Below are 15,954 nucleotides of genomic sequence, written 5' to 3'. Positions count from 1 at the left end.
CGGACTCAGCGGTCGATCGTCACCGTGGCGGGGTGATGCTTGTCGAGGTGGCGCTTGATCGTCTTCAGGTTGCGGGTGTTCGAGCGGTAGAAGAAGTCCGCGGCGTCGCCGACGAACGGGATGATGCCGATCGCCGCGTCGAACGCGACGCGACCGAACATCCGCGTCATCTGGAAGCGGCTCATGCCCAGGTTGCGCGCTTCCCAGACCAGCCATGCGCCGAGCGCCGCGGCGGCGAGATCGCCGATGACAGGCACGAGGCCGAGGATCGCGTCGAGCCCGACCCGGCGGTTGATCCCCGGGATGACGAACATCCCCTCGAGCAGCTTCTCCATCGCCTCGACCCGCAGCCGGACCGAGGCGGGATCGTTGCCGAGCGGCAGGAGGCTGCCGATCGTGGCGGCGTCGAACGGGCGGGCGCGAGTTTCCATCGCGTTCACTTGGGGTCGGGACGCACCCGGTTCAACGGGTGCCACGCGCGCGGATTGGGCTGCCACGCGCGAAGACGGAGCGCGACGAGCGACCAGCGGAACGGGCGTGCGATGGGAATGAACGCCGAGTCCTCGGTCAGCGCCGCGTCCGCGGTCGCGATCGCGGCGGCGCGCGCGGGCAGCGTGGTCGCGAGGCGAGCGGCTTCCAGCGCGTCCTGCGCCTGGTCGCTGCACGCGATGCAGGCGGTGGCGAGATACCAGCGCGCGCTGTCATAGGGGGCGACCGCATCGATCAGGCGCAGGTCCGCCGCGGCGTCGTCGAGCGCGACACGGCGCGGCGTCACGCCGATCGCGATCAGCGACGCGGCGAGGCGGCCCCAGATCTGGGTCGCGCCCGGCCCGGCCGGCAGCGCGATCGCGAGCGTCGGGGCGCCCTGGCCCGGGTTGGCGGTTCGCCATGTCGCGACGCGCCGTACCGCGCCCGCTCGCCTCGCGTCGGAGGGCAGAGCGCTCCATGCAGGTGTGGCGGGGGCGTTGGCCGAATCGAGCTGTTCGGGCAGGATCTGTTCGGTCGGCTGCCATTCCGCAGCGATCGTGCCGGTGAGCGTCGCCCGATCGATCGTGGCGGCGATCGCGGCGCGCCCCGCGACATCGGCCAGCAGCCCCTCGCGACGGACGACCGCGAGGCCGAACAGCCCGGCTGCCGGATCGATGCGCCGGTTGGCGGGCGGCACCTCCGCGGCGGCGACGAGCGGCCAGTCGACGACCGTGCCGCCCGATACCAGATCCGAATCCTTCGCCACGAACCGCGCGATCGCCCGCGCGGGACGCTCGCCGATGAGGCGGACACGGTCCTCGGGGCGCGAGGGGCGGATTTCGTCCTCCGCGCGGTCGGGATCGATCACGGGGGCGAGCATCACCGCATCGCGTTGGGCGGTGGCGCGAAACGGGCCGCTGCCGCCGGGGGGGCGCAGCCGCAAAATCGCGAGTTCGGGCTGGGCGAACAGCTTGAGCAGATCGGGGCGCGGGCGCGACAGCTGGATCTCGATGACCTGCGGCGTCATCTCGACGATCGAATCGATCGCGGTGAGAAACGGCTTGAGCGGATTGCGCGAGGCGGGTGCGATCTGGCGGCGGAGAATCGCGACCACGTCGCGCGCGGTCACCGCGGACCCGTCGGGCCAAGTCGCGGCGCGCAGGCGGAAGATATAACTCATGCCGTCGTCGATGACGATCCAGCGCTCCGCGATGCCGGGCTCGATCTGGCCGCTGGCGTCGAACGCGACGAGACCCTGCGCGGTGGCGCCGGAAAGGGTGCGTTCGGCGGTGGTGAGCGGCCGCCGGCTGGCCTCCGCGAGCGCGGGACGGACGCCTATCACGCTGACGACGACCGGGCCGACATCGGGGCGACGATCGCACCCGGCGGTCGCGAGCAGCGCCGCGATCATTGCGGCGGTGGCAATGGTGCGGACGGCGGGGCTCGAACCCGCATACCCGTGAGGGCGGGGGATTTTAAGTCCCATGCGTCTACCAATTTCGCCACGTCCGCACATCGAGCGCCACGAAGCCGCTGGCGGTGGCGGCGTCAAGCCGGATGCGGCATTTCAGACGTTCAGGCGGACGCGCATTTCCTTGCCGGGCTTGAAATACGGCACACGCTTGGCCTCGACCGCGACGAGTTCGCCGGTGCGGGGATTGCGGCCAGTGCGGGCATCGCGGGGGCGGGTCGAAAAGGCGCCGAAGCCGCGCAGTTCCACCCGGCCGTCGGAAGCGAGACGACGGCTGATCTCGTCGAAGAAGGTGGTCACGATCGCCTCGATATCGCGCACGGCGAGACCGGGATTGTCGGCGACAAGTTTCTGCACCAGTTCCGAACGGATCATTGTCTTCACCCCATCACACAGGACCGGTCCGGCCGGATGTGTGTCGTCGGACTGATACAGGTTTATGGGTGCGGCGATAGGAGCGAAACGACATCGCCGCGCCGACCTGTGCAAAAAAATGGCCGGGAGCGAAGATTTTCGCGCCCGGCCAATAACTTGCCTACGTATTTCTACCTAGTCTCACTTCGTGTTGCGGGCTTTCAGCGCCTCGCCGAGGATGTCGCCCAGCGATGCACCCGAATCGGATGAACCGTACTGCGCCACGGCCTGCTTCTCTTCGGCGATCTGCATCGCCTTGATCGAGAAGGTGGGCTTCTTCGAACGATCGAAGCCGGTGACCATCGCGTCGAACTTCTGCCCGACCTGGAACCGCTCCGGGCGCTGCTCGTCACGGTCGCGGCCGAGATCGGTGCGCTTGATGAAGCCGGTCGCGCCATCGTCACCCTGCTGGACTTCGAGGCCCGCGTCGCGGACTTCGAGGACGGTGACGGTGACGATCGCGTTCTTGTTGAGGCGATCGCCCGCCGCTGCCGTGCCGCCGGCCGCCGGGCCGCCGCGCTCGAGCTGCTTCATGCCGAGCGAGATGCGCTCCTTCTCGGCATCGATGTCGAGCACCACGGCCTGGACGGTCTCGCCCTTGCGATGGAGGTTGAGCGCGTCTTCACCCGACACGCCCCAGGCGATGTCCGACATGTGGACCATGCCGTCGACGTCGTTGTCGAGCCCGATGAACAGGCCGAACTCGGTCGCGTTCTTGACTTCGCCCTCGACGGTCGAACCGACGGGATGCGCGGCCAGGAAGGCCTCCCACGGATTCGCCTGCGCCTGCTTGAGGCCGAGCGAGATGCGGCGCTTGTCCTGATCGACCTCGAGCACGACGACATCGACTTCCTGCGAGGTCGAGACGATCTTGCCCGGATGGACGTTCTTCTTGGTCCACGACATTTCGGACACGTGGACGAGGCCCTCGATACCGGCTTCCAGCTCGACGAACGCACCGTATTCGGTGATGTTCGTGACGCGGCCCGAGAGCTTGGCGCCGACCGGATACTTCGCACCCGCGCCATCCCAGGGATCGCTCTCCAGCTGCTTCATGCCGAGGCTGATGCGCTGGGTGTCCTTGTTGATGCGGATGATCTGCACCTTGACGGTGTCGCCGATGTTCAGGACTTCCGACGGATGCCCGACGCGCTTGTACGACAGGTCGGTGACGTGGAGCAGGCCGTCGATGCCGCCGAGGTCTACGAACGCACCGTAATCGGTGATGTTCTTGACGACGCCCTCGATGATCTGGCCCTCGGCCAGGCTCTGGATGAGGCCCGAGCGCTGCTCGGCGCGGGTTTCCTCGAGCACCGCGCGACGCGACACGACGATGTTGCCGCGCTTGCGGTCCATCTTCAGGATCTGGAACGGCTGCGGGATGTCCATCAACGGGGTGACGTCACGCACCGGACGAATATCGACCTGCGAACCGGGAAGGAACGCCACCGCGCCCGACAGGTCGACGGTGAAGCCGCCCTTGACGCGACCGAAGATCACGCCTTCGACGCGGGCCGACTTGCTGAACTCGAGCTCGAGCTTGTCCCAGGCGGCTTCGCGGCGTGCGCGATCGCGCGACAGCATCGCTTCGCCATGCATGTTCTCGACGCGGTCGACATAGACTTCGACTTCGTCGCCGACCTTCAGCTCGGCCTTCTGGCCCGGCGCTGCGAACTCGCGCAGCGGCACGCGGCCCTCGCTCTTGAGGCCGACGTCGATGACGGCCATGTCGTTCTCGATGCCGGTCACGGTGCCATGGACCACGCGGCCCTCGAAGCTGTCCGCGCCGCCGAACATCTCGTCGAGCATCGCCGAGAAGTCGTCGCGGGTCGGCATTACCTGGGTTGCCATAAAGATCTGTATTCCTAAGACTATTTCGGGCCAGCCGGTTGGGTCCGGCGGTCTTGGCCATCACGCCGTCGCGCACCGGACGTGCACGCGGCATCCCACGGATCGGGGACATGAAGACGACGTTCCCGCGAATGCGAAAAGGGCGCGTGAAGAGATCTTCCGCGCCACGCCTCCGCGAGCCCCAGCCCGCCGGACGGGGCGCGCTTAGCGCAGGAGCGGGCGAAAGGCAAGGTTGGGGCGGGGTGGCTTCCGTTTGCCCTAAGCCTGTCGAGGACCGGTCCTATCTCTTCAGCTCAGAGAAGAAGGACGGTGCTTCGACAGGCTGGGCACGAACGGCATTGGGAGGGCTGCGCGGTCAGGTCAGGTTCCGGCGGTCACCAGGCGCCCGGCGACGCGGGCGTCGACCAGCGCGATCGCCTTCTGGACCGAAGCTTCGATCGACAGGAAGCTGGTGTCGAGCGAGGCGGCGTCGGCGGCCGCGGTCAGCGGAGCGGCGGCGCGGGTGCTGTCGCGCAGATCGCGCGCGCGAATATCGGACAGGACCTTGTCGAAGGTCGCGTCGGCGCCGTGCGAGAGAAGCTCGGCGTGGCGACGCTTGGCGCGGATCGTGGGGGTGGCGCGGACGAAGAGCTTCGCATCGGCGTCCGGCGCGATCACGGTGCCGATGTCGCGCCCGTCGAGGACCGCGCCGCCCGGCTGGTGCGCGAACCGCTTCTGCCGCGACAGCAGTGCGGAGCGGACGAGCGGGTGCGCGGAGACGATCGAGGCGAGCTTGCCGATATGATCCTCGCGCAGCAGTGGCTCTGCGAGCACGCTGTCGTCGAAATCGCACGCGGCGACCGCGTCCGCCTCGATCGCGGGATCGAGCTCGAGCCGCAGCACCGTAGCGGCGACCGCGCGGTAGAGCAGCCCGGTGTCGAGGTGCGGGAGGCCATAGTGCCGGGCCAGCGCCTTGGCGATCGTGCCCTTGCCCGACGCCGCCGGGCCATCCACCGCGATAATCATTCAGTCCCCCCGGACAACAGGCCAAGCGTCTGGAAGAACGACGGATAACTCGTCGCGACCGGGCCGGCATCGTCGATGGTGACGGCGTCGCGCGCGTGAAGTCCAGCGACGACCATGCTCATTGCGATACGATGATCGAGTTTCGAGGCGACCCGTGCGCCACCCGCGATCGCGGCACCGGCCGAGCCGTCGATCGACAGCCCGTCCTCATGCTCGACGAGCGAGACGCCGTTGGCGGAGAGCGCGTCGCGCATCGCCGCGATCCGGTCCGATTCCTTGACGCGCAGTTCGTCGGCGCCGCGCGCGATCGTGCGGCCGTCGGCGAAGGCGGCGGCGACGAACAGGATGGGGTATTCGTCTATCATCGACGGGGCGAGATCGTGCGGGACCTCGATGCCCTTCAGTGCGGCGTGGCGGACGCGCAGGTCCGCGACGGGCTCGCCGCCGACGGTGCGCGGGTCGAGCTCGGTGATGTCCGCGCCCATCAGGCGCAGCGCGGTGACGAGGCCGGTGCGGGTGGGGTTCATGCCCACATTCTCGACGACGATGTCGCTGCCCGGTACGATCGACGCGGCGACGAGCCAGAAGGCGGCGGACGAGGGGTCGCCGGGAACGATGATCTGCTGCGGCTTCAGCTCGGCCTCTCCGCGGATCGAGATGACGCGGCCCTGCTGGGTGTGCTCGACGGTCAGGTCCGCGCCGAAGCCGGCCAGCATCCGCTCGCTGTGGTCGCGCGTGGCGACGGGTTCGATCACGCGGGTAATGCCCGGCGTGTTGAGCCCGGCGAGAAGGATCGCGGACTTCACCTGCGCGGAGGCGACGGGAAGCGTGTAGTCGATCGGCACCGCTGGGCACAGGCCGCGCAGCATCAGCGGCAACTTGCCGCCGGGCGACGCGGTGACGTCCGCCCCCATCCGCGACAGCGGCTCGATCACGCGACCCATTGGCCGCGCGGAGAGCGAGGCGTCGCCCACGAAGGTGGCGGTGATCGGGTGCGACGCGACGAGGCCCATCAGCAGCCGGGTCGAGGTGCCCGAATTGCCCATGTCGAGCGCGGTCGCGGGCTGGAGCAGGCCGCCGACGCCGACGCCCTGGATCGTCCAGACCGCGTCCGCGCTCCGCTCGATCGTCGCGCCCATCGCGCGCATCGCGGCGGCGGTGGCGAGCACATCCTCGCCCTCCAGCAGCCCTTCTACGCGCGTCTCGCCGACCGCGAGCGCGCCGAGCATCAGCGAGCGGTGGCTGATCGACTTGTCGCCGGGGACACGGACGCGTCCCGACAGGCGGGCGGCGGGACGGACGACATGGGGAACGGGGAGGGGGTGTTGCATCGCGGCGGCGCTTTGACAGCCGGGTTGCGCTATGGCAAGGCGCGCACCACTTCGCGGGGGCTGTCCCCCGGGACACACCCATCCGAAAGGCCGACACGGCATGATCAAGCCGGAATGGGGCACGAAGCGTACGTGCCCGAAATGCGCGACGCGTTTCTATGACCTCGAAAAGAACCACCCCGTCACCTGCATCGAATGCGGGAACACGTGGGAGCCCGAACCCATCCTGAAGTCGAAGCAGCCGCTGCCCTTCGAGGCGCAGAAGGTCGACAAGGAAAAGGCCGACAACGACCTGGCCGGCGATGACGAGGATCTGGACATCGACACCGGCGAGGACGAGGAGCCCTCGGCCGACGACGAAGTCGATCTGGGCGGCGACGACGACCTGGGCGTCGAGACGACCAAGGAAGACGACGAGCATTGAGTTCGTGAGGATCGGGCCGGGTTCGCGAGAGCGACCGGCCCGATCGAAACCGGGTCGGAAGAGGGTTGCGAGATTTCTTGCGAACCGGCTTGCCAACCCCGGAGCGCCCGGCTAGTGGGCGCTTCCCGGACGAATTGGCCGGACGGAAATTGGGGCCGTAGCTCAGCTGGGAGAGCGCTGCAATGGCATTGCAGAGGTCAGGGGTTCGATCCCCCTCGGCTCCACCATTCCCGTTCCCGTCCGTGATCGTCGCCTGTTTGGGCGACAGCTTTCCCCGATAATCAGACGTCGATCGGCTCGACCGACAGCAGTTCGATCGCGTCCTCGCGGCCGTTGAACGCGACGCGTTCGCCGGGCTCCGCGCCGGAAATCGCGCGAGCGAGCGGGGCGGACCAGGCGATCGATCCATTCGCAGGATCCGCCTCGTCGTCGCCGACGATCGCGATCGTTCGCGTGGTTCCCGCCATCCGGATCGCGACGCGGGTGCCGAAGCCAGCACTGCCGTCGGGCGGGGGCAGCGTGGGCTCCGTGGTGGTGCGTCGCGTCTGCCAGTAGCGCAGCGTGCGTTTCAGGTCGGCAAGCACTTCGTCGTCGGACGCCGCCGCGATCGCGGCCTCCGTGTCGGCGAGCCGTGTCTCGATCAGCGCCAGGCCTGCGCGGGTGACGCGATTGGGCCCCGCAGGCAGCGGCAGTTCGAACCGGGGTTCCTTGTGTTCCTCGTCGCTCTCACGGCGGAATGCCACGCTCACCTTGGTATCTCTCCGATAGGGAGCGACTGTCCCATCGTCGGACGGTCGCGCGTTAACCTTCAATGCCGCTGGGCGAAATCGTAAACATCGCGTTAACGTTTCGCCATGAAGAGACAGCTAGTCCTGACCAACGAAGCCGCGGGCCATCCGCTCCGCCGCTCGCTGCCGCCACCCGCCGTCGCGCCGCGCGGTGACGATCACGACCTCAAGCTGTTCGTGCTGAGCTTCACCGCGTTCTTCATCTGCTTCTATACATTCATCTTCTGAGCCGGGTCATGCGCATCCGGGCACACCATCGCAGGCACGGTGAAGCTTCTGCGCGAGCCATGCCGAGACGCCGCACATCGCAACCACGAGCAGCAGCAGTTCGCCCGCGGTGACGCCGAGCGCGGTGACGCCCGCGACCGCAGCCGATCCGATCGTCATCGCGCCCGCGTTCACCACGTTGTTGGCGGCGACGGTGCGCGCGGTCTGGTCCTTGGCGACCGTCGTCGTCAGGAACGCGTAGAGCGGCACGACGAACATTCCGCCGAATACTGCGACCCCAAGCAGCGTGACGAGCACGAGCGGCGCGCCGGGATGCGTGACGAAGGCAGCGATGTCGTAGAGGTGCCCGGCAGGCGCAGGGGTCCACATCCGCACGACTGCCCAGAAGGCGAGCACCGCGCCGCCCATCGCGATGACCGACGCGGGGGAGAAGCGCGCCGAGATCCGTCCCTTGAGCATCAGGTTGATGACGACCGATCCGATCGCGACGCCGACCGAGAAGATCGCGAGGACGAGGCTGGCGACCGAGGCGTCCGCGGTCAGCACGTTCTTCACCAGCGGCGGGAAGACGATCACCAGCACCGAGCCGATCGTCCAGAAGAAGCTGATCGCGCAGATCGCGAGGAACAGCCGCGGAATGTGCATCGTCGCGGAGATGAGCCGCCAGGAGGCGCGGAACGGGTTGAGATCGAGCACGAGCTTCGGCCCCAGCCGCGGCGCAGGTGGCACCTGGCGCGCGGTGAGCAGTCCCGCGATCGCGACCGCGAAGGTCAGCGCCATCACCAGCAGCGTCGATTCGTAGATGAAGCCAGCGACGATCGTGCCGAGCAGGATCGCCAGATAGGTGCCCGCCTCGACCAGTCCGGTGCCGCCCAGCACGTCCTCCTGCTCCAGATGCTGCGGTAGGATCGCGTACTTGATCGGGCCGAAGAAGGTGGAGTGGACGCCCAGCCCCGTCACCGCGGCCAGCATCAGCCCGACCGGCAGCGCGATCGCGCCGGTCTTCGCGAGCAGCAGGCCGGAGCAGCCGACCGCCATGATCCCGATCTCGACGATCTTCACGACGCGGATGATCCGCGCCTTGTCCATCGAATCGGCGATCTGGCCGGCCAGTGCCGAAAACAGAAAGAAGGGCAGGATGAAGAGCGCGGCGGCAAGCGCGTTGAAGAAGCTTTCCTGCGCCTCGTCCGCGAAGATCTGGTAGGTGGCGAACAGGACCATCGCGGTCTTGAACAGATTGTCGTTGAACGCGCCGAGAAACTGGGTGGTGAACAGCGGCAGGAACCTGCGCCGCTTGAGGAGCCCGAGGGCATTTATCATGACGGGAAAGTGCCCCGATTGTGGCTGTTATCGGGCGGGCATAGCGGTTCGCGCGGCCGCACGCCAACGCCAAAAGCATCGCGGGCTACCTCGGAGCGAAGCGGGGTTGCGCCGCGCGCCGCCGGGACTAGACCGGGCGCATGTGGTCCGTCCCCAACCTTTTGACATTGTCGCGGATCGTCGCGATCCCCCTGCTGGTCGCGTGCCTGTGGTGGCCGGGATGGCCCGCAGGGTACGGGATCGCATTCGCGCTGTACTGCCTGATGGGCATCACCGACTATTTCGACGGCTATCTGGCGCGCGCGCAGGGGACGGTATCGAAGCTGGGCATCTTCCTCGATCCGATCGCGGACAAGATCATGATCGCCGCGGTGATCCTGATCCTGGTGCGGACGCAGGACATCGCCGGGTTTCACGTGATTGCCGCATTGGTGATCCTGTTGCGCGAGATCGCGGTGAGCGGGCTGCGGGAGTTCCTCGCGCAGCTGCAGGTGTCGGTGCCGGTGTCGCGGCTGGCGAAGTGGAAGACGACGTTGCAGCTCGTCGCATTCGGCGCGCTGATCCTCGCGGGTGCGCTACCCGCATGGGGGTGGATCAAGGATGTCGGGCTGGTCACGCTCTGGGGGGCGGCGGTGCTGACGATGGTGACGGGGTGGGATTATCTGCGCGTCGGCCTGAAGCACATGGATTGAGGCGGGTGGCGATCGAAATCCTGTATTTCGCATGGGTGCGCGAGCGGGTGGGCGTCGCGTCCGAGCGGGTCGATCCGCCAGCGACCGTGGTCGACGTCGTGGGGCTGGTCGCGTGGCTGGCGGGGCGGAGCGTGGCGCATGCGGCGGCGTTCGCGCAACCGGAGCGGCTGCGCGCGGCGGTCGACCAGCGCTTCGTCGCGATGGACGCGCCGATCGCGGGTGCGCGCGAGATCGCGCTGTTCCCGCCGGTGACGGGCGGATGATCCGCATCCACGTCTCGACCGATCCTATCGAGGTCGCCGCGGAACATGCCCTGATCGAGCATGAGGCGGGCGCGGTCGCGACCTTCGTCGGGTTGGTGCGCGCGGACGACGGCGTATCGGTGCTGGAGCTGGAGCATTATCCGGGCGCGACCGAGGCGGCGCTGGAGGGCGTGGCGCGCGAGGCGGTCGCGCGGTGGTCGCTGTCGGCGGCGACGATCGTCCACCGCGTGGGGCCGATGGCGCCGGGGGAGCGGATCGTGTTCGCCGCCGCCGCTGCGCCGCATCGCGGGGCGGCGCTGGAGGCATGTGCGTATCTGATCGACCGGTTGAAGACCGATGCGCCGTTCTGGAAGCGCGAGACGCGCGGCGAGCGGAGCGACTGGGTCGAGGCGCGCGAGGGAGATGCGGCGCGAGCGGAGCGGTGGGGCTGAGCGGCGGCTCCGCTTCGAAAACCGGTATCCGTTCGCACTGAGCTTGTCGAAGTGCTGCCCTTCGTCCACTTTATGGAGGAAAGAAGGACAGTGCTTCGACAAGCTCAGCACGAACGGGGTAGGGGTTGCGTCCGGACCGTGGAGGACCGTGCCGTCGCGCTGTCCCAAGTTAGCCCAGCTTCGGCACCACCACGCCGTTGACGACATGGACCACGCCGTTCGACTGACGGACGTCGGGCGTCTCGATATAGCTCTTGTTGCCGTTGACGTCGGTCAGGACGAAAGCCTGCCCCTCGGCGTTGACCTTGAGCGGTTCGCCCTCGACCGTCGTCAGCGTCGCGGTGCCGCCGCCGGCGGTGACCTGCGTGCGGATCTGGTCGAGCGTGAGGCTGCCGGGGACGACGTGATAGGTCAGCAACTTGACGAGCGACGCCTTGTTCTCGGGTTTCAGCAGGGTGTCGAGCGTGCCCGGGGCGAGGCGGCCGAAGGCGTCGTTGGTGGGGGCGAAGACGGTGAACGGGCCCGGACCGGACAACGTCTGGGCGAGCCCGGCGGCCTGTACCGCGCGGACGAGCGTCGTGAGGTTAGGCGCAGCGGCGGCGTTGTCGACGATCGACCTGGTCGAGAGCATCGCGGCGCCGCCGACGGTGGGGTTGGCTATGGCGGGTTGGGCAGCCGGGGCGGGGCCTGCAGGGGCTGCGGCGGGTGCGGCGGGCGCAGGCTCGGCCTTGTCGGATCGGCCGACGCACGCGGCCAGCGCGAGCGCGGCGGTGAGGGCCAGCAGGGGAAGCGTGATCGTCCGCATCGGTGTCTCCGTCGAAAGGGGTCGCGGGGTGATACGGTCGACCAGCGTCAAGGTTGCACTGCGCCCGCCTGAGCCGCGCCGGCGAAGACGTCGGCGAGCAGCCGGAAGTCGCGTTCGCGCGGGGAGGCGGGTCGCCAGGCGAGCGCGATGGTGCGCGCGGGATTCTCGGCGGACAACGCGCGCGCGACCAGCCCGGTATGGTCGAGGATGCCGGCGTCGATCGCCATTTCGGGCAGCATCGTGACGCCGAGGCCGCTGTCGACCATCTGGACGATCGTGTGGAGCGAGGTGCCCATCATCGTCGCCTCGCCGCGCATCTCGGGCCGGTTGCATGCCGCCAGCGCGTGATCGGTGAGGCAGTGGCCGTCCTCGAGCAGCAGCAGCTGGGTGGGATCGATGTCCGCCGCGGTGATCGCGCGATCGGGGGCGTCGGCGGGGAGCGCGAGGAACAGGCGGTCCTCGAACAGCTTGACCGTCGTCACGTCGCCACACGCGTAGGGGAGTGCGAGCAGGACGCAGTCCGCACGGCCGTTCTGGAGCGCCTCGCATGCCGCCGCGCTCGGCTCCTCGCGCAGGAACAGCTTCAGGTCGGGATAGTCCGCGCGCAACGTGGGCAGGATGCGCGGAAGCATGAACGGCGCGATCGTGGGGATCACGCTGAGCCGCAGCTCGCCCGACAGCGGACGCCCCGCGGCGCGCGCGAGATCGCCCAGCTCGTCCGCCTCGCGCAGCACCTTGCGCGCCTTCGCGGCGATCTGGTCCCCCAGCGGCGTGAAGCGGACGACGCGGCGGGTGCGCTCGACCAAGGTTACGCCGATCAGCGTTTCCAGCTCCCGGATGCCGGCCGACAGCGTCGACTGGGTGACGAAACACGCCTCCGCCGAGCGGCCGAAATGACCATGGTCCTTTAGCGCCACCAGATATTGCAGCTGCTTGAGCGTCGGTAGATAGGTCGCGGCCATGCGTAATCGTCTTTCTCGATCGTCACGTGTCAGATAGACGGTTGGATCGATTACGCGAACCCCTATATCGCGGTGGCAAGAGGCGGGATCACCGTCCGCCAGCATCGGTCGAGAGGATGCGAGAGGCCTGCGATTTCACACAGGAGGCCAATCCCATGCTCACCGTCGGCGACATCTTCCCCGCCATCACCGTTCCCGTCCAGCAGGGCACCGCCGCGCTGCCCGCGGGCGAGACGCTCGACCTGACCAGCGCCTATCCGGGCAAGTGGAAGGTACTGTTCTACTGGCCGAAGGACTTCACCTTCGTGTGCCCGACCGAGATCGTCGGCTATGCCGCGCTGGGCGAGGATTTCGCGGATCGCGACGCGGTGCTGATCGGCGCCTCGACCGATACCGCGCACGTCCATCTCGCGTGGCGCAAGTCGGACGCGGACCTGGCGGCTGCGGACTTCCCCTGGCTGGCGGACAATGGCGCGAAGCTGGCCGACGCGCTCGGCATCCTCGACAAGAACGAGCATGTCGCGTTCCGCGCGACGTTCATCGTCGATCCCGACAACGTGATCCAGGCGGTGCAGGTCAACGGGCTGAACGTCGGCCGCAACCCGGCGGAGACGCTGCGCGTGCTCGACGCGCTCCAGACCGACGAGCTGTGCCCGTGCAACTGGAACAAGGGCGACGACGTGCTGCAGCTGGCAGCGTGATCCGACCGGGGCGGGGGCGGTCGGCCTCCGCTCCATCCCGTCATCCCCGCGCAGGCGGGGATCCCTCTCCCGACACGCGCCCGGTCACGACCGTCCGGATGCGCGCGATCGTCATGGAGGGATCCCCGCCTGCGCGGGGATGACGACTCATGGAGTTCAAGAATGTCGCTCAAGGATTTCGCCGGGGGGCTCCCCGATTACGCCAAGGACATCCGCCTCAACGTCGGCTCGCTGCTGAACGAGACGGTGCTGAACGACCAGCGCAAATACGGCACGCTGCTCGCCTGCGCGCACGGATCGGGGCACAAGCCGCTGGTCGAGGCCGCCGAGGCGGAGTGTGCGTCCAAATTGTCGCCCGAGGCGGCGACTGCGGCGCGGGCGGCGGCGGCGGTGATGGCGATGAACAACGTCTATTACCGGTTCACGCACCTCGCCGGAAATCAGGAATATCGCAACCTGCCCGCCAAGCTCAGGATGAACGTGATCGGCGCGCCCGGGATCGACAAGGTCGATTTCGAGCTGTTCAGCCTCGCGGTCAGCGCGATGAACGGGTGCGGCATGTGCATCGACGCACACGAGGCGGTGCTGAAGAAGGCGGGCGTCTCCGCCGAGCAGATCCAGGCATCGGTGCGGATCGCGGCGGTGATGACCGCGGTGGCGACGATCGACGCGACGGTGCGGTGAAACGATGGGGTAGGGCGAGCCCTACCCCTTGATCGCGCGATAGAGGCCGAACAGGCTGGTGATCGTCAGGATCGTGCCGACGAGGAACAGCAGCTTCTGCGCAGGCACGCGCTTGGCGAGCAGCGCGCCGAACGGGGCCGCGATCACGCCGCCGATCAGCAGCCCGACGGTGGCGATCGTGAACGCCGACAAGCCGAGCTGGGTGATGAAGGTGGCGGAGATCGTCGCGGTCAGGAAGAACTCGGCGGTGTTGACGGTGCCGATCGTGGTGCGCGGGCTGGCGCCCTGGACGAGCAGGTTCGAGGTGACCACCGGCCCCCAGCCGCCGCCGCCCGCCGCGTCGAGAAACCCGCCGACGAGGCCGAGCGGCTCGACGATCTTCGGCTCCTTCTGCGTCGGCGGATAGCGCAGGCCGCGATAGAGCAGATAGGCGCCGATCGCGGCGAGATAGGCGAGAATGAACGGCTTGGCGACCGCGGCGTCGATGTTCGACAGGACGTACGCGCCGAGCACCCCGCCGATTACGCCAGGGATCATCAGCCGCAGGAACAGCCGCCAGTTGACGTTGCGGTGGAGCACGTGACTGACGCCAGACACCGCTGTGGTGAACGTCTCGACCATGTGGACGCCAGCGGACGCGGCGGCGGGCGGCACCCCGATCCACAGCAGCAGCGTGTTCGAGATCACCCCGAACGCCATCCCCAGCGCGCCATCGACGATCTGCGCGGCGAAACCGATGGCGATGAACGGCAGCAGCGCGCTCCATTCGAAACTGGCGAGAAAGTCCGGCATGCGCGCTCCCGTGCGATTGGGCTCCGTGGGTGGCGGGTCCCATGAAATCCTACAATCAAGATAGAGTTTGGGCCAGACAAGCCTGTATGCGAGCGACTGGAAACTTCGCCGCCGCCTTCCTAGATAAGCCACTTCCGCGTGAAGGGGACCACGCCCGACCATGTCGATTGCCAGCTATCTCGATTCGATCCGCGCGCGCGATCCGGCCCCGCATTCGCGGCTGGAGGTGCTGACCTATCCCGGCGTGTGGGCGCTGGGCTATCACCGCGTCGCGCACCGGCTGTACAAGGCCCGGCTGTTCTTCCTGGCGCGGCTGGTCAACCACTGGTCGCGGATGCTGACCGCGATCGACATCCATCCGGGCGCGACGATCGGGCGCAACTTCTTCATCGACCACGGCTTCGTCGTGATCGGCGAAACCGCGGAGATCGGCGACGACGTGACGATCTACCAGTGCGTGACGCTGGGCGGGACGAGCCCCGACAACGGGGTGGCGGGCAAGCGCCACCCGACGATCGCGGACGGCGCGATCATCGGATCGGGCGCACAGGTGCTCGGGCCGATCCTGGTCGGCAAGCGCTCTCGCGTGGGCGCGAATGCGGTGGTGACGCGGGACGTGCCCGAGGGCGCGGTGATGGTCGGCATCCCTGCGCGCGCGACGATGGTCGAGGGCGGGCAGGCGGAGACGAAGCGATTCGTCCCCTATGGTACGCCGTGCAGCGAAACGTTCGATCCGCAGACTCAGAAGGTGGAGCTGCTGCGCTGCGAACTGGAGACGATGCGCAAGCGGCTCGATGCGCTGATCGAGGAGCAAGCGCAGGGCGAGGGACGGCGCGACCGCGCCTGATGGGGACGGTTACGCCCTTTCCACTGCCCGCCGGTCGTGCGACGCAGATCGGGTTCGAGCGGCTGGAACTGACACGGATCCTCGATCTCTATGGCCGGATGGTCGCGGCGGGGCACTGGCGCGACTATGCGATCGAGCTAGGTCGCGATGCCGCGATCTTCGCTGCATTCCGCCGCGCGGCCGAGCGGCCCGAGTTTCGAATCGAGAAGCGGCCCGCGCTGCGCAATCGGCAGGGGATGTGGGCGCTGGTCAACGAACAGGGTGCGGTGCTGAAGCGCGGGCATGAGCTCGCGCCGGTGCTGGCACCGGTCGAGCGGCGGCTGATGAAGCTGGTCGAGGAATAGGGCGCACTTTTCGAGGAGGCGGTTATCGTACTTTCGTCATGCCGGCTTGGTCCGGCATCCACCGCCCCCCGATCGATCACGCCCTTTCTTTCGCGGCACCGTGGACCCCGGGACAAGCCCGCGGTGAGGAGAT

The 15,954-nt window shown here is 68.1% G+C and carries 20 protein-coding genes and 2 tRNA genes; 10 read left to right on the top strand and 12 right to left on the bottom strand.

Annotated features, from left to right (window positions below; all coding sequences use genetic code 11):
* Positions 1 to 5: 5 nt before the first annotated feature.
* From ACV7NO_RS12100 to aroA, 7 genes are all read right to left on the bottom strand, one after another.
* Positions 6 to 431: a DUF4112 domain-containing protein gene (locus tag ACV7NO_RS12100; protein WP_463406240.1), complete on the bottom strand. Its 426-nt coding sequence runs from the start codon at positions 429 to 431 to the stop codon at positions 6 to 8.
* A 5-nt stretch (positions 432 to 436) separates the two neighbouring features.
* Positions 437 to 1,879 carry an ABC transporter substrate-binding protein gene (locus ACV7NO_RS12095; RefSeq protein ID WP_463406239.1) on the bottom strand — a complete coding sequence of 481 codons (1,443 nt, stop codon included), beginning with the start codon at positions 1,877 to 1,879 and terminating at the stop codon, positions 437 to 439.
* Between the two features lie 14 nt (positions 1,880 to 1,893).
* A tRNA-Leu gene (locus ACV7NO_RS12090) sits at positions 1,894 to 1,980 on the bottom strand.
* Positions 1,981 to 2,035: 55 nt separating this feature from the next.
* A complete protein-coding gene (locus ACV7NO_RS12085; RefSeq protein ID WP_463406238.1) occupies positions 2,036 to 2,314 on the bottom strand; it encodes an integration host factor subunit beta in 279 nt (92 codons plus the stop codon).
* Between the two features lie 180 nt (positions 2,315 to 2,494).
* The gene (gene rpsA / locus ACV7NO_RS12080; protein WP_463406237.1) at positions 2,495 to 4,204 is read right to left on the bottom strand and encodes a 30S ribosomal protein S1; all 1,710 of its coding nucleotides are present in this window, start codon (positions 4,202 to 4,204) and stop codon (positions 2,495 to 2,497) included.
* Positions 4,205 to 4,564: 360 nt separating this feature from the next.
* Complete coding sequence (cmk, locus tag ACV7NO_RS12075) at positions 4,565 to 5,209, bottom strand: (d)CMP kinase (RefSeq protein ID WP_463406236.1); 645 nt, start codon at positions 5,207 to 5,209, stop codon at positions 4,565 to 4,567.
* On the bottom strand, positions 5,206 to 6,540 hold the full coding sequence (aroA, locus tag ACV7NO_RS12070) for a 3-phosphoshikimate 1-carboxyvinyltransferase (RefSeq protein ID WP_463406235.1): 1,335 nt from the start codon (positions 6,538 to 6,540) through the stop codon (positions 5,206 to 5,208). The genes cmk and aroA overlap by 4 nt, the downstream gene beginning before the upstream one ends.
* A 100-nt stretch (positions 6,541 to 6,640) precedes the next feature.
* Here aroA and ACV7NO_RS12065 point away from each other — a divergent pair, with 100 nt between their 5' ends.
* Together ACV7NO_RS12065 and ACV7NO_RS12060 are read left to right on the top strand one after the other, a co-directional pair.
* On the top strand, positions 6,641 to 6,964 hold the full coding sequence (locus ACV7NO_RS12065; RefSeq protein ID WP_463406234.1) for a TIGR02300 family protein: 324 nt from the start codon (positions 6,641 to 6,643) through the stop codon (positions 6,962 to 6,964).
* A 151-nt stretch (positions 6,965 to 7,115) separates the two neighbouring features.
* Positions 7,116 to 7,191, top strand: a tRNA-Ala gene (locus tag ACV7NO_RS12060).
* Positions 7,192 to 7,245: 54 nt separating this feature from the next.
* Here the strand turns inward: ACV7NO_RS12060 and ACV7NO_RS12055 are convergent.
* Positions 7,246 to 7,713: a GreA/GreB family elongation factor gene (locus ACV7NO_RS12055; RefSeq protein ID WP_463406233.1), complete on the bottom strand. Its 468-nt coding sequence runs from the start codon at positions 7,711 to 7,713 to the stop codon at positions 7,246 to 7,248.
* 105 nt (positions 7,714 to 7,818) lie between these two features.
* On the opposite strand from ACV7NO_RS12055, the gene ACV7NO_RS12050 reads away from it, so the two are divergent.
* Positions 7,819 to 7,980 carry a hypothetical protein gene (locus tag ACV7NO_RS12050; protein WP_463406232.1) on the top strand — a complete coding sequence of 54 codons (162 nt, stop codon included), beginning with the start codon at positions 7,819 to 7,821 and terminating at the stop codon, positions 7,978 to 7,980.
* 6 nt (positions 7,981 to 7,986) lie between these two features.
* On the opposite strand, the gene ACV7NO_RS12045 is transcribed toward ACV7NO_RS12050, so the two are convergent.
* Complete coding sequence (locus tag ACV7NO_RS12045) at positions 7,987 to 9,300, bottom strand: MFS transporter (protein ID WP_463406231.1); 1,314 nt, start codon at positions 9,298 to 9,300, stop codon at positions 7,987 to 7,989.
* Positions 9,301 to 9,440: 140 nt separating this feature from the next.
* Between ACV7NO_RS12045 and pgsA the strand changes: the two genes are divergently transcribed.
* From pgsA to ACV7NO_RS12030, 3 genes are read left to right on the top strand one after another with little or no spacing between them, the layout of a single operon-like run.
* Positions 9,441 to 9,992 (top strand): CDP-diacylglycerol--glycerol-3-phosphate 3-phosphatidyltransferase, encoded by a 552-nt coding sequence (pgsA, locus tag ACV7NO_RS12040; protein WP_463406230.1) that lies wholly within the window; start codon positions 9,441 to 9,443, stop codon positions 9,990 to 9,992.
* A 5-nt stretch (positions 9,993 to 9,997) separates the two neighbouring features.
* On the top strand, positions 9,998 to 10,255 hold the full coding sequence (gene moaD, locus ACV7NO_RS12035; protein ID WP_463406229.1) for a molybdopterin converting factor subunit 1: 258 nt from the start codon (positions 9,998 to 10,000) through the stop codon (positions 10,253 to 10,255).
* Positions 10,252 to 10,686, top strand: coding sequence for a molybdenum cofactor biosynthesis protein MoaE (locus tag ACV7NO_RS12030; RefSeq protein WP_463406228.1), 435 nt, complete (start codon positions 10,252 to 10,254; stop codon positions 10,684 to 10,686). The genes moaD and ACV7NO_RS12030 overlap by 4 nt, the downstream gene beginning before the upstream one ends.
* A gap of 169 nt (positions 10,687 to 10,855) precedes the next feature.
* Here the strand turns inward: ACV7NO_RS12030 and ACV7NO_RS12025 are convergent, their stop codons facing one another.
* The gene (locus tag ACV7NO_RS12025; RefSeq protein WP_463406227.1) at positions 10,856 to 11,491 is read right to left on the bottom strand and encodes a fasciclin domain-containing protein; all 636 of its coding nucleotides are present in this window, start codon (positions 11,489 to 11,491) and stop codon (positions 10,856 to 10,858) included.
* 47 nt (positions 11,492 to 11,538) lie between these two features.
* Positions 11,539 to 12,453 (bottom strand): hydrogen peroxide-inducible genes activator, encoded by a 915-nt coding sequence (locus ACV7NO_RS12020; protein WP_463406226.1) that lies wholly within the window; start codon positions 12,451 to 12,453, stop codon positions 11,539 to 11,541.
* 155 nt (positions 12,454 to 12,608) lie between these two features.
* On the opposite strand from ACV7NO_RS12020, the gene ACV7NO_RS12015 reads away from it, so the two are divergent.
* Both ACV7NO_RS12015 and ACV7NO_RS12010 read left to right on the top strand, forming a co-directional pair.
* Positions 12,609 to 13,154: a peroxiredoxin gene (locus tag ACV7NO_RS12015; protein WP_463406225.1), complete on the top strand. Its 546-nt coding sequence runs from the start codon at positions 12,609 to 12,611 to the stop codon at positions 13,152 to 13,154.
* A 162-nt stretch (positions 13,155 to 13,316) separates the two neighbouring features.
* Positions 13,317 to 13,838, top strand: a complete 522-nt coding sequence (locus tag ACV7NO_RS12010; protein WP_463406224.1) for a carboxymuconolactone decarboxylase family protein — start codon at positions 13,317 to 13,319, stop codon at positions 13,836 to 13,838.
* 21 nt (positions 13,839 to 13,859) lie between these two features.
* Here ACV7NO_RS12010 and ACV7NO_RS12005 read toward each other — a convergent pair whose 3' ends face one another.
* A complete protein-coding gene (locus tag ACV7NO_RS12005) occupies positions 13,860 to 14,630 on the bottom strand; it encodes a sulfite exporter TauE/SafE family protein (RefSeq protein ID WP_463406223.1) in 771 nt (256 codons plus the stop codon).
* A 160-nt stretch (positions 14,631 to 14,790) separates the two neighbouring features.
* On the opposite strand from ACV7NO_RS12005, the gene epsC reads away from it, so the two are divergent.
* Positions 14,791 to 15,477, top strand: a complete 687-nt coding sequence (epsC, locus tag ACV7NO_RS12000) for a serine O-acetyltransferase EpsC (protein ID WP_463406222.1) — start codon at positions 14,791 to 14,793, stop codon at positions 15,475 to 15,477.
* A complete protein-coding gene (locus ACV7NO_RS11995) occupies positions 15,477 to 15,821 on the top strand; it encodes a DUF2794 domain-containing protein (RefSeq protein ID WP_463406221.1) in 345 nt (114 codons plus the stop codon). The genes epsC and ACV7NO_RS11995 overlap by 1 nt, the downstream gene beginning before the upstream one ends.
* Positions 15,822 to 15,954 lie beyond the last annotated feature (133 nt).

It is taken from the genome of Sphingomonas sp. Ell38C01 (assembly GCF_055231975.1).
The sequence above is the reverse complement of the archived record's forward strand: the minus strand, read 5'-3'. Positions and strand labels throughout refer to the sequence as shown.

What these genes read in the sequence shown, in the direction of transcription:
- ACV7NO_RS12100 (WP_463406240.1), bottom strand. Translation starts at nt 431, where the DNA reads ATGGAAACTCGCGCCCGCCCGTTCGACGCCGCCACGATCGGCAGCCTC.
- ACV7NO_RS11995 (WP_463406221.1), top strand. Translation starts at nt 15,477, where the DNA reads ATGGGGACGGTTACGCCCTTTCCACTGCCCGCCGGTCGTGCGACGCAG.
- ACV7NO_RS12095 (WP_463406239.1), bottom strand. Translation starts at nt 1,879, where the DNA reads ATGATCGCGGCGCTGCTCGCGACCGCCGGGTGCGATCGTCGCCCCGAT.
- ACV7NO_RS12005 (WP_463406223.1), bottom strand. Translation starts at nt 14,630, where the DNA reads ATGCCGGACTTTCTCGCCAGTTTCGAATGGAGCGCGCTGCTGCCGTTC.
- rpsA (WP_463406237.1), bottom strand. Translation starts at nt 4,204, where the DNA reads ATGGCAACCCAGGTAATGCCGACCCGCGACGACTTCTCGGCGATGCTC.
- cmk (WP_463406236.1), bottom strand. Translation starts at nt 5,209, where the DNA reads ATGATTATCGCGGTGGATGGCCCGGCGGCGTCGGGCAAGGGCACGATC.
- pgsA (WP_463406230.1), top strand. Translation starts at nt 9,441, where the DNA reads ATGTGGTCCGTCCCCAACCTTTTGACATTGTCGCGGATCGTCGCGATC.
- ACV7NO_RS12025 (WP_463406227.1), bottom strand. Translation starts at nt 11,491, where the DNA reads ATGCGGACGATCACGCTTCCCCTGCTGGCCCTCACCGCCGCGCTCGCG.
- ACV7NO_RS12010 (WP_463406224.1), top strand. Translation starts at nt 13,317, where the DNA reads ATGTCGCTCAAGGATTTCGCCGGGGGGCTCCCCGATTACGCCAAGGAC.
- epsC (WP_463406222.1), top strand. Translation starts at nt 14,791, where the DNA reads ATGTCGATTGCCAGCTATCTCGATTCGATCCGCGCGCGCGATCCGGCC.
- ACV7NO_RS12015 (WP_463406225.1), top strand. Translation starts at nt 12,609, where the DNA reads ATGCTCACCGTCGGCGACATCTTCCCCGCCATCACCGTTCCCGTCCAG.
- ACV7NO_RS12030 (WP_463406228.1), top strand. Translation starts at nt 10,252, where the DNA reads ATGATCCGCATCCACGTCTCGACCGATCCTATCGAGGTCGCCGCGGAA.
- ACV7NO_RS12045 (WP_463406231.1), bottom strand. Translation starts at nt 9,300, where the DNA reads ATGATAAATGCCCTCGGGCTCCTCAAGCGGCGCAGGTTCCTGCCGCTG.
- ACV7NO_RS12020 (WP_463406226.1), bottom strand. Translation starts at nt 12,453, where the DNA reads ATGGCCGCGACCTATCTACCGACGCTCAAGCAGCTGCAATATCTGGTG.
- aroA (WP_463406235.1), bottom strand. Translation starts at nt 6,540, where the DNA reads ATGCAACACCCCCTCCCCGTTCCCCATGTCGTCCGTCCCGCCGCCCGC.
- ACV7NO_RS12065 (WP_463406234.1), top strand. Translation starts at nt 6,641, where the DNA reads ATGATCAAGCCGGAATGGGGCACGAAGCGTACGTGCCCGAAATGCGCG.
- ACV7NO_RS12050 (WP_463406232.1), top strand. Translation starts at nt 7,819, where the DNA reads ATGAAGAGACAGCTAGTCCTGACCAACGAAGCCGCGGGCCATCCGCTC.
- ACV7NO_RS12085 (WP_463406238.1), bottom strand. Translation starts at nt 2,314, where the DNA reads ATGATCCGTTCGGAACTGGTGCAGAAACTTGTCGCCGACAATCCCGGT.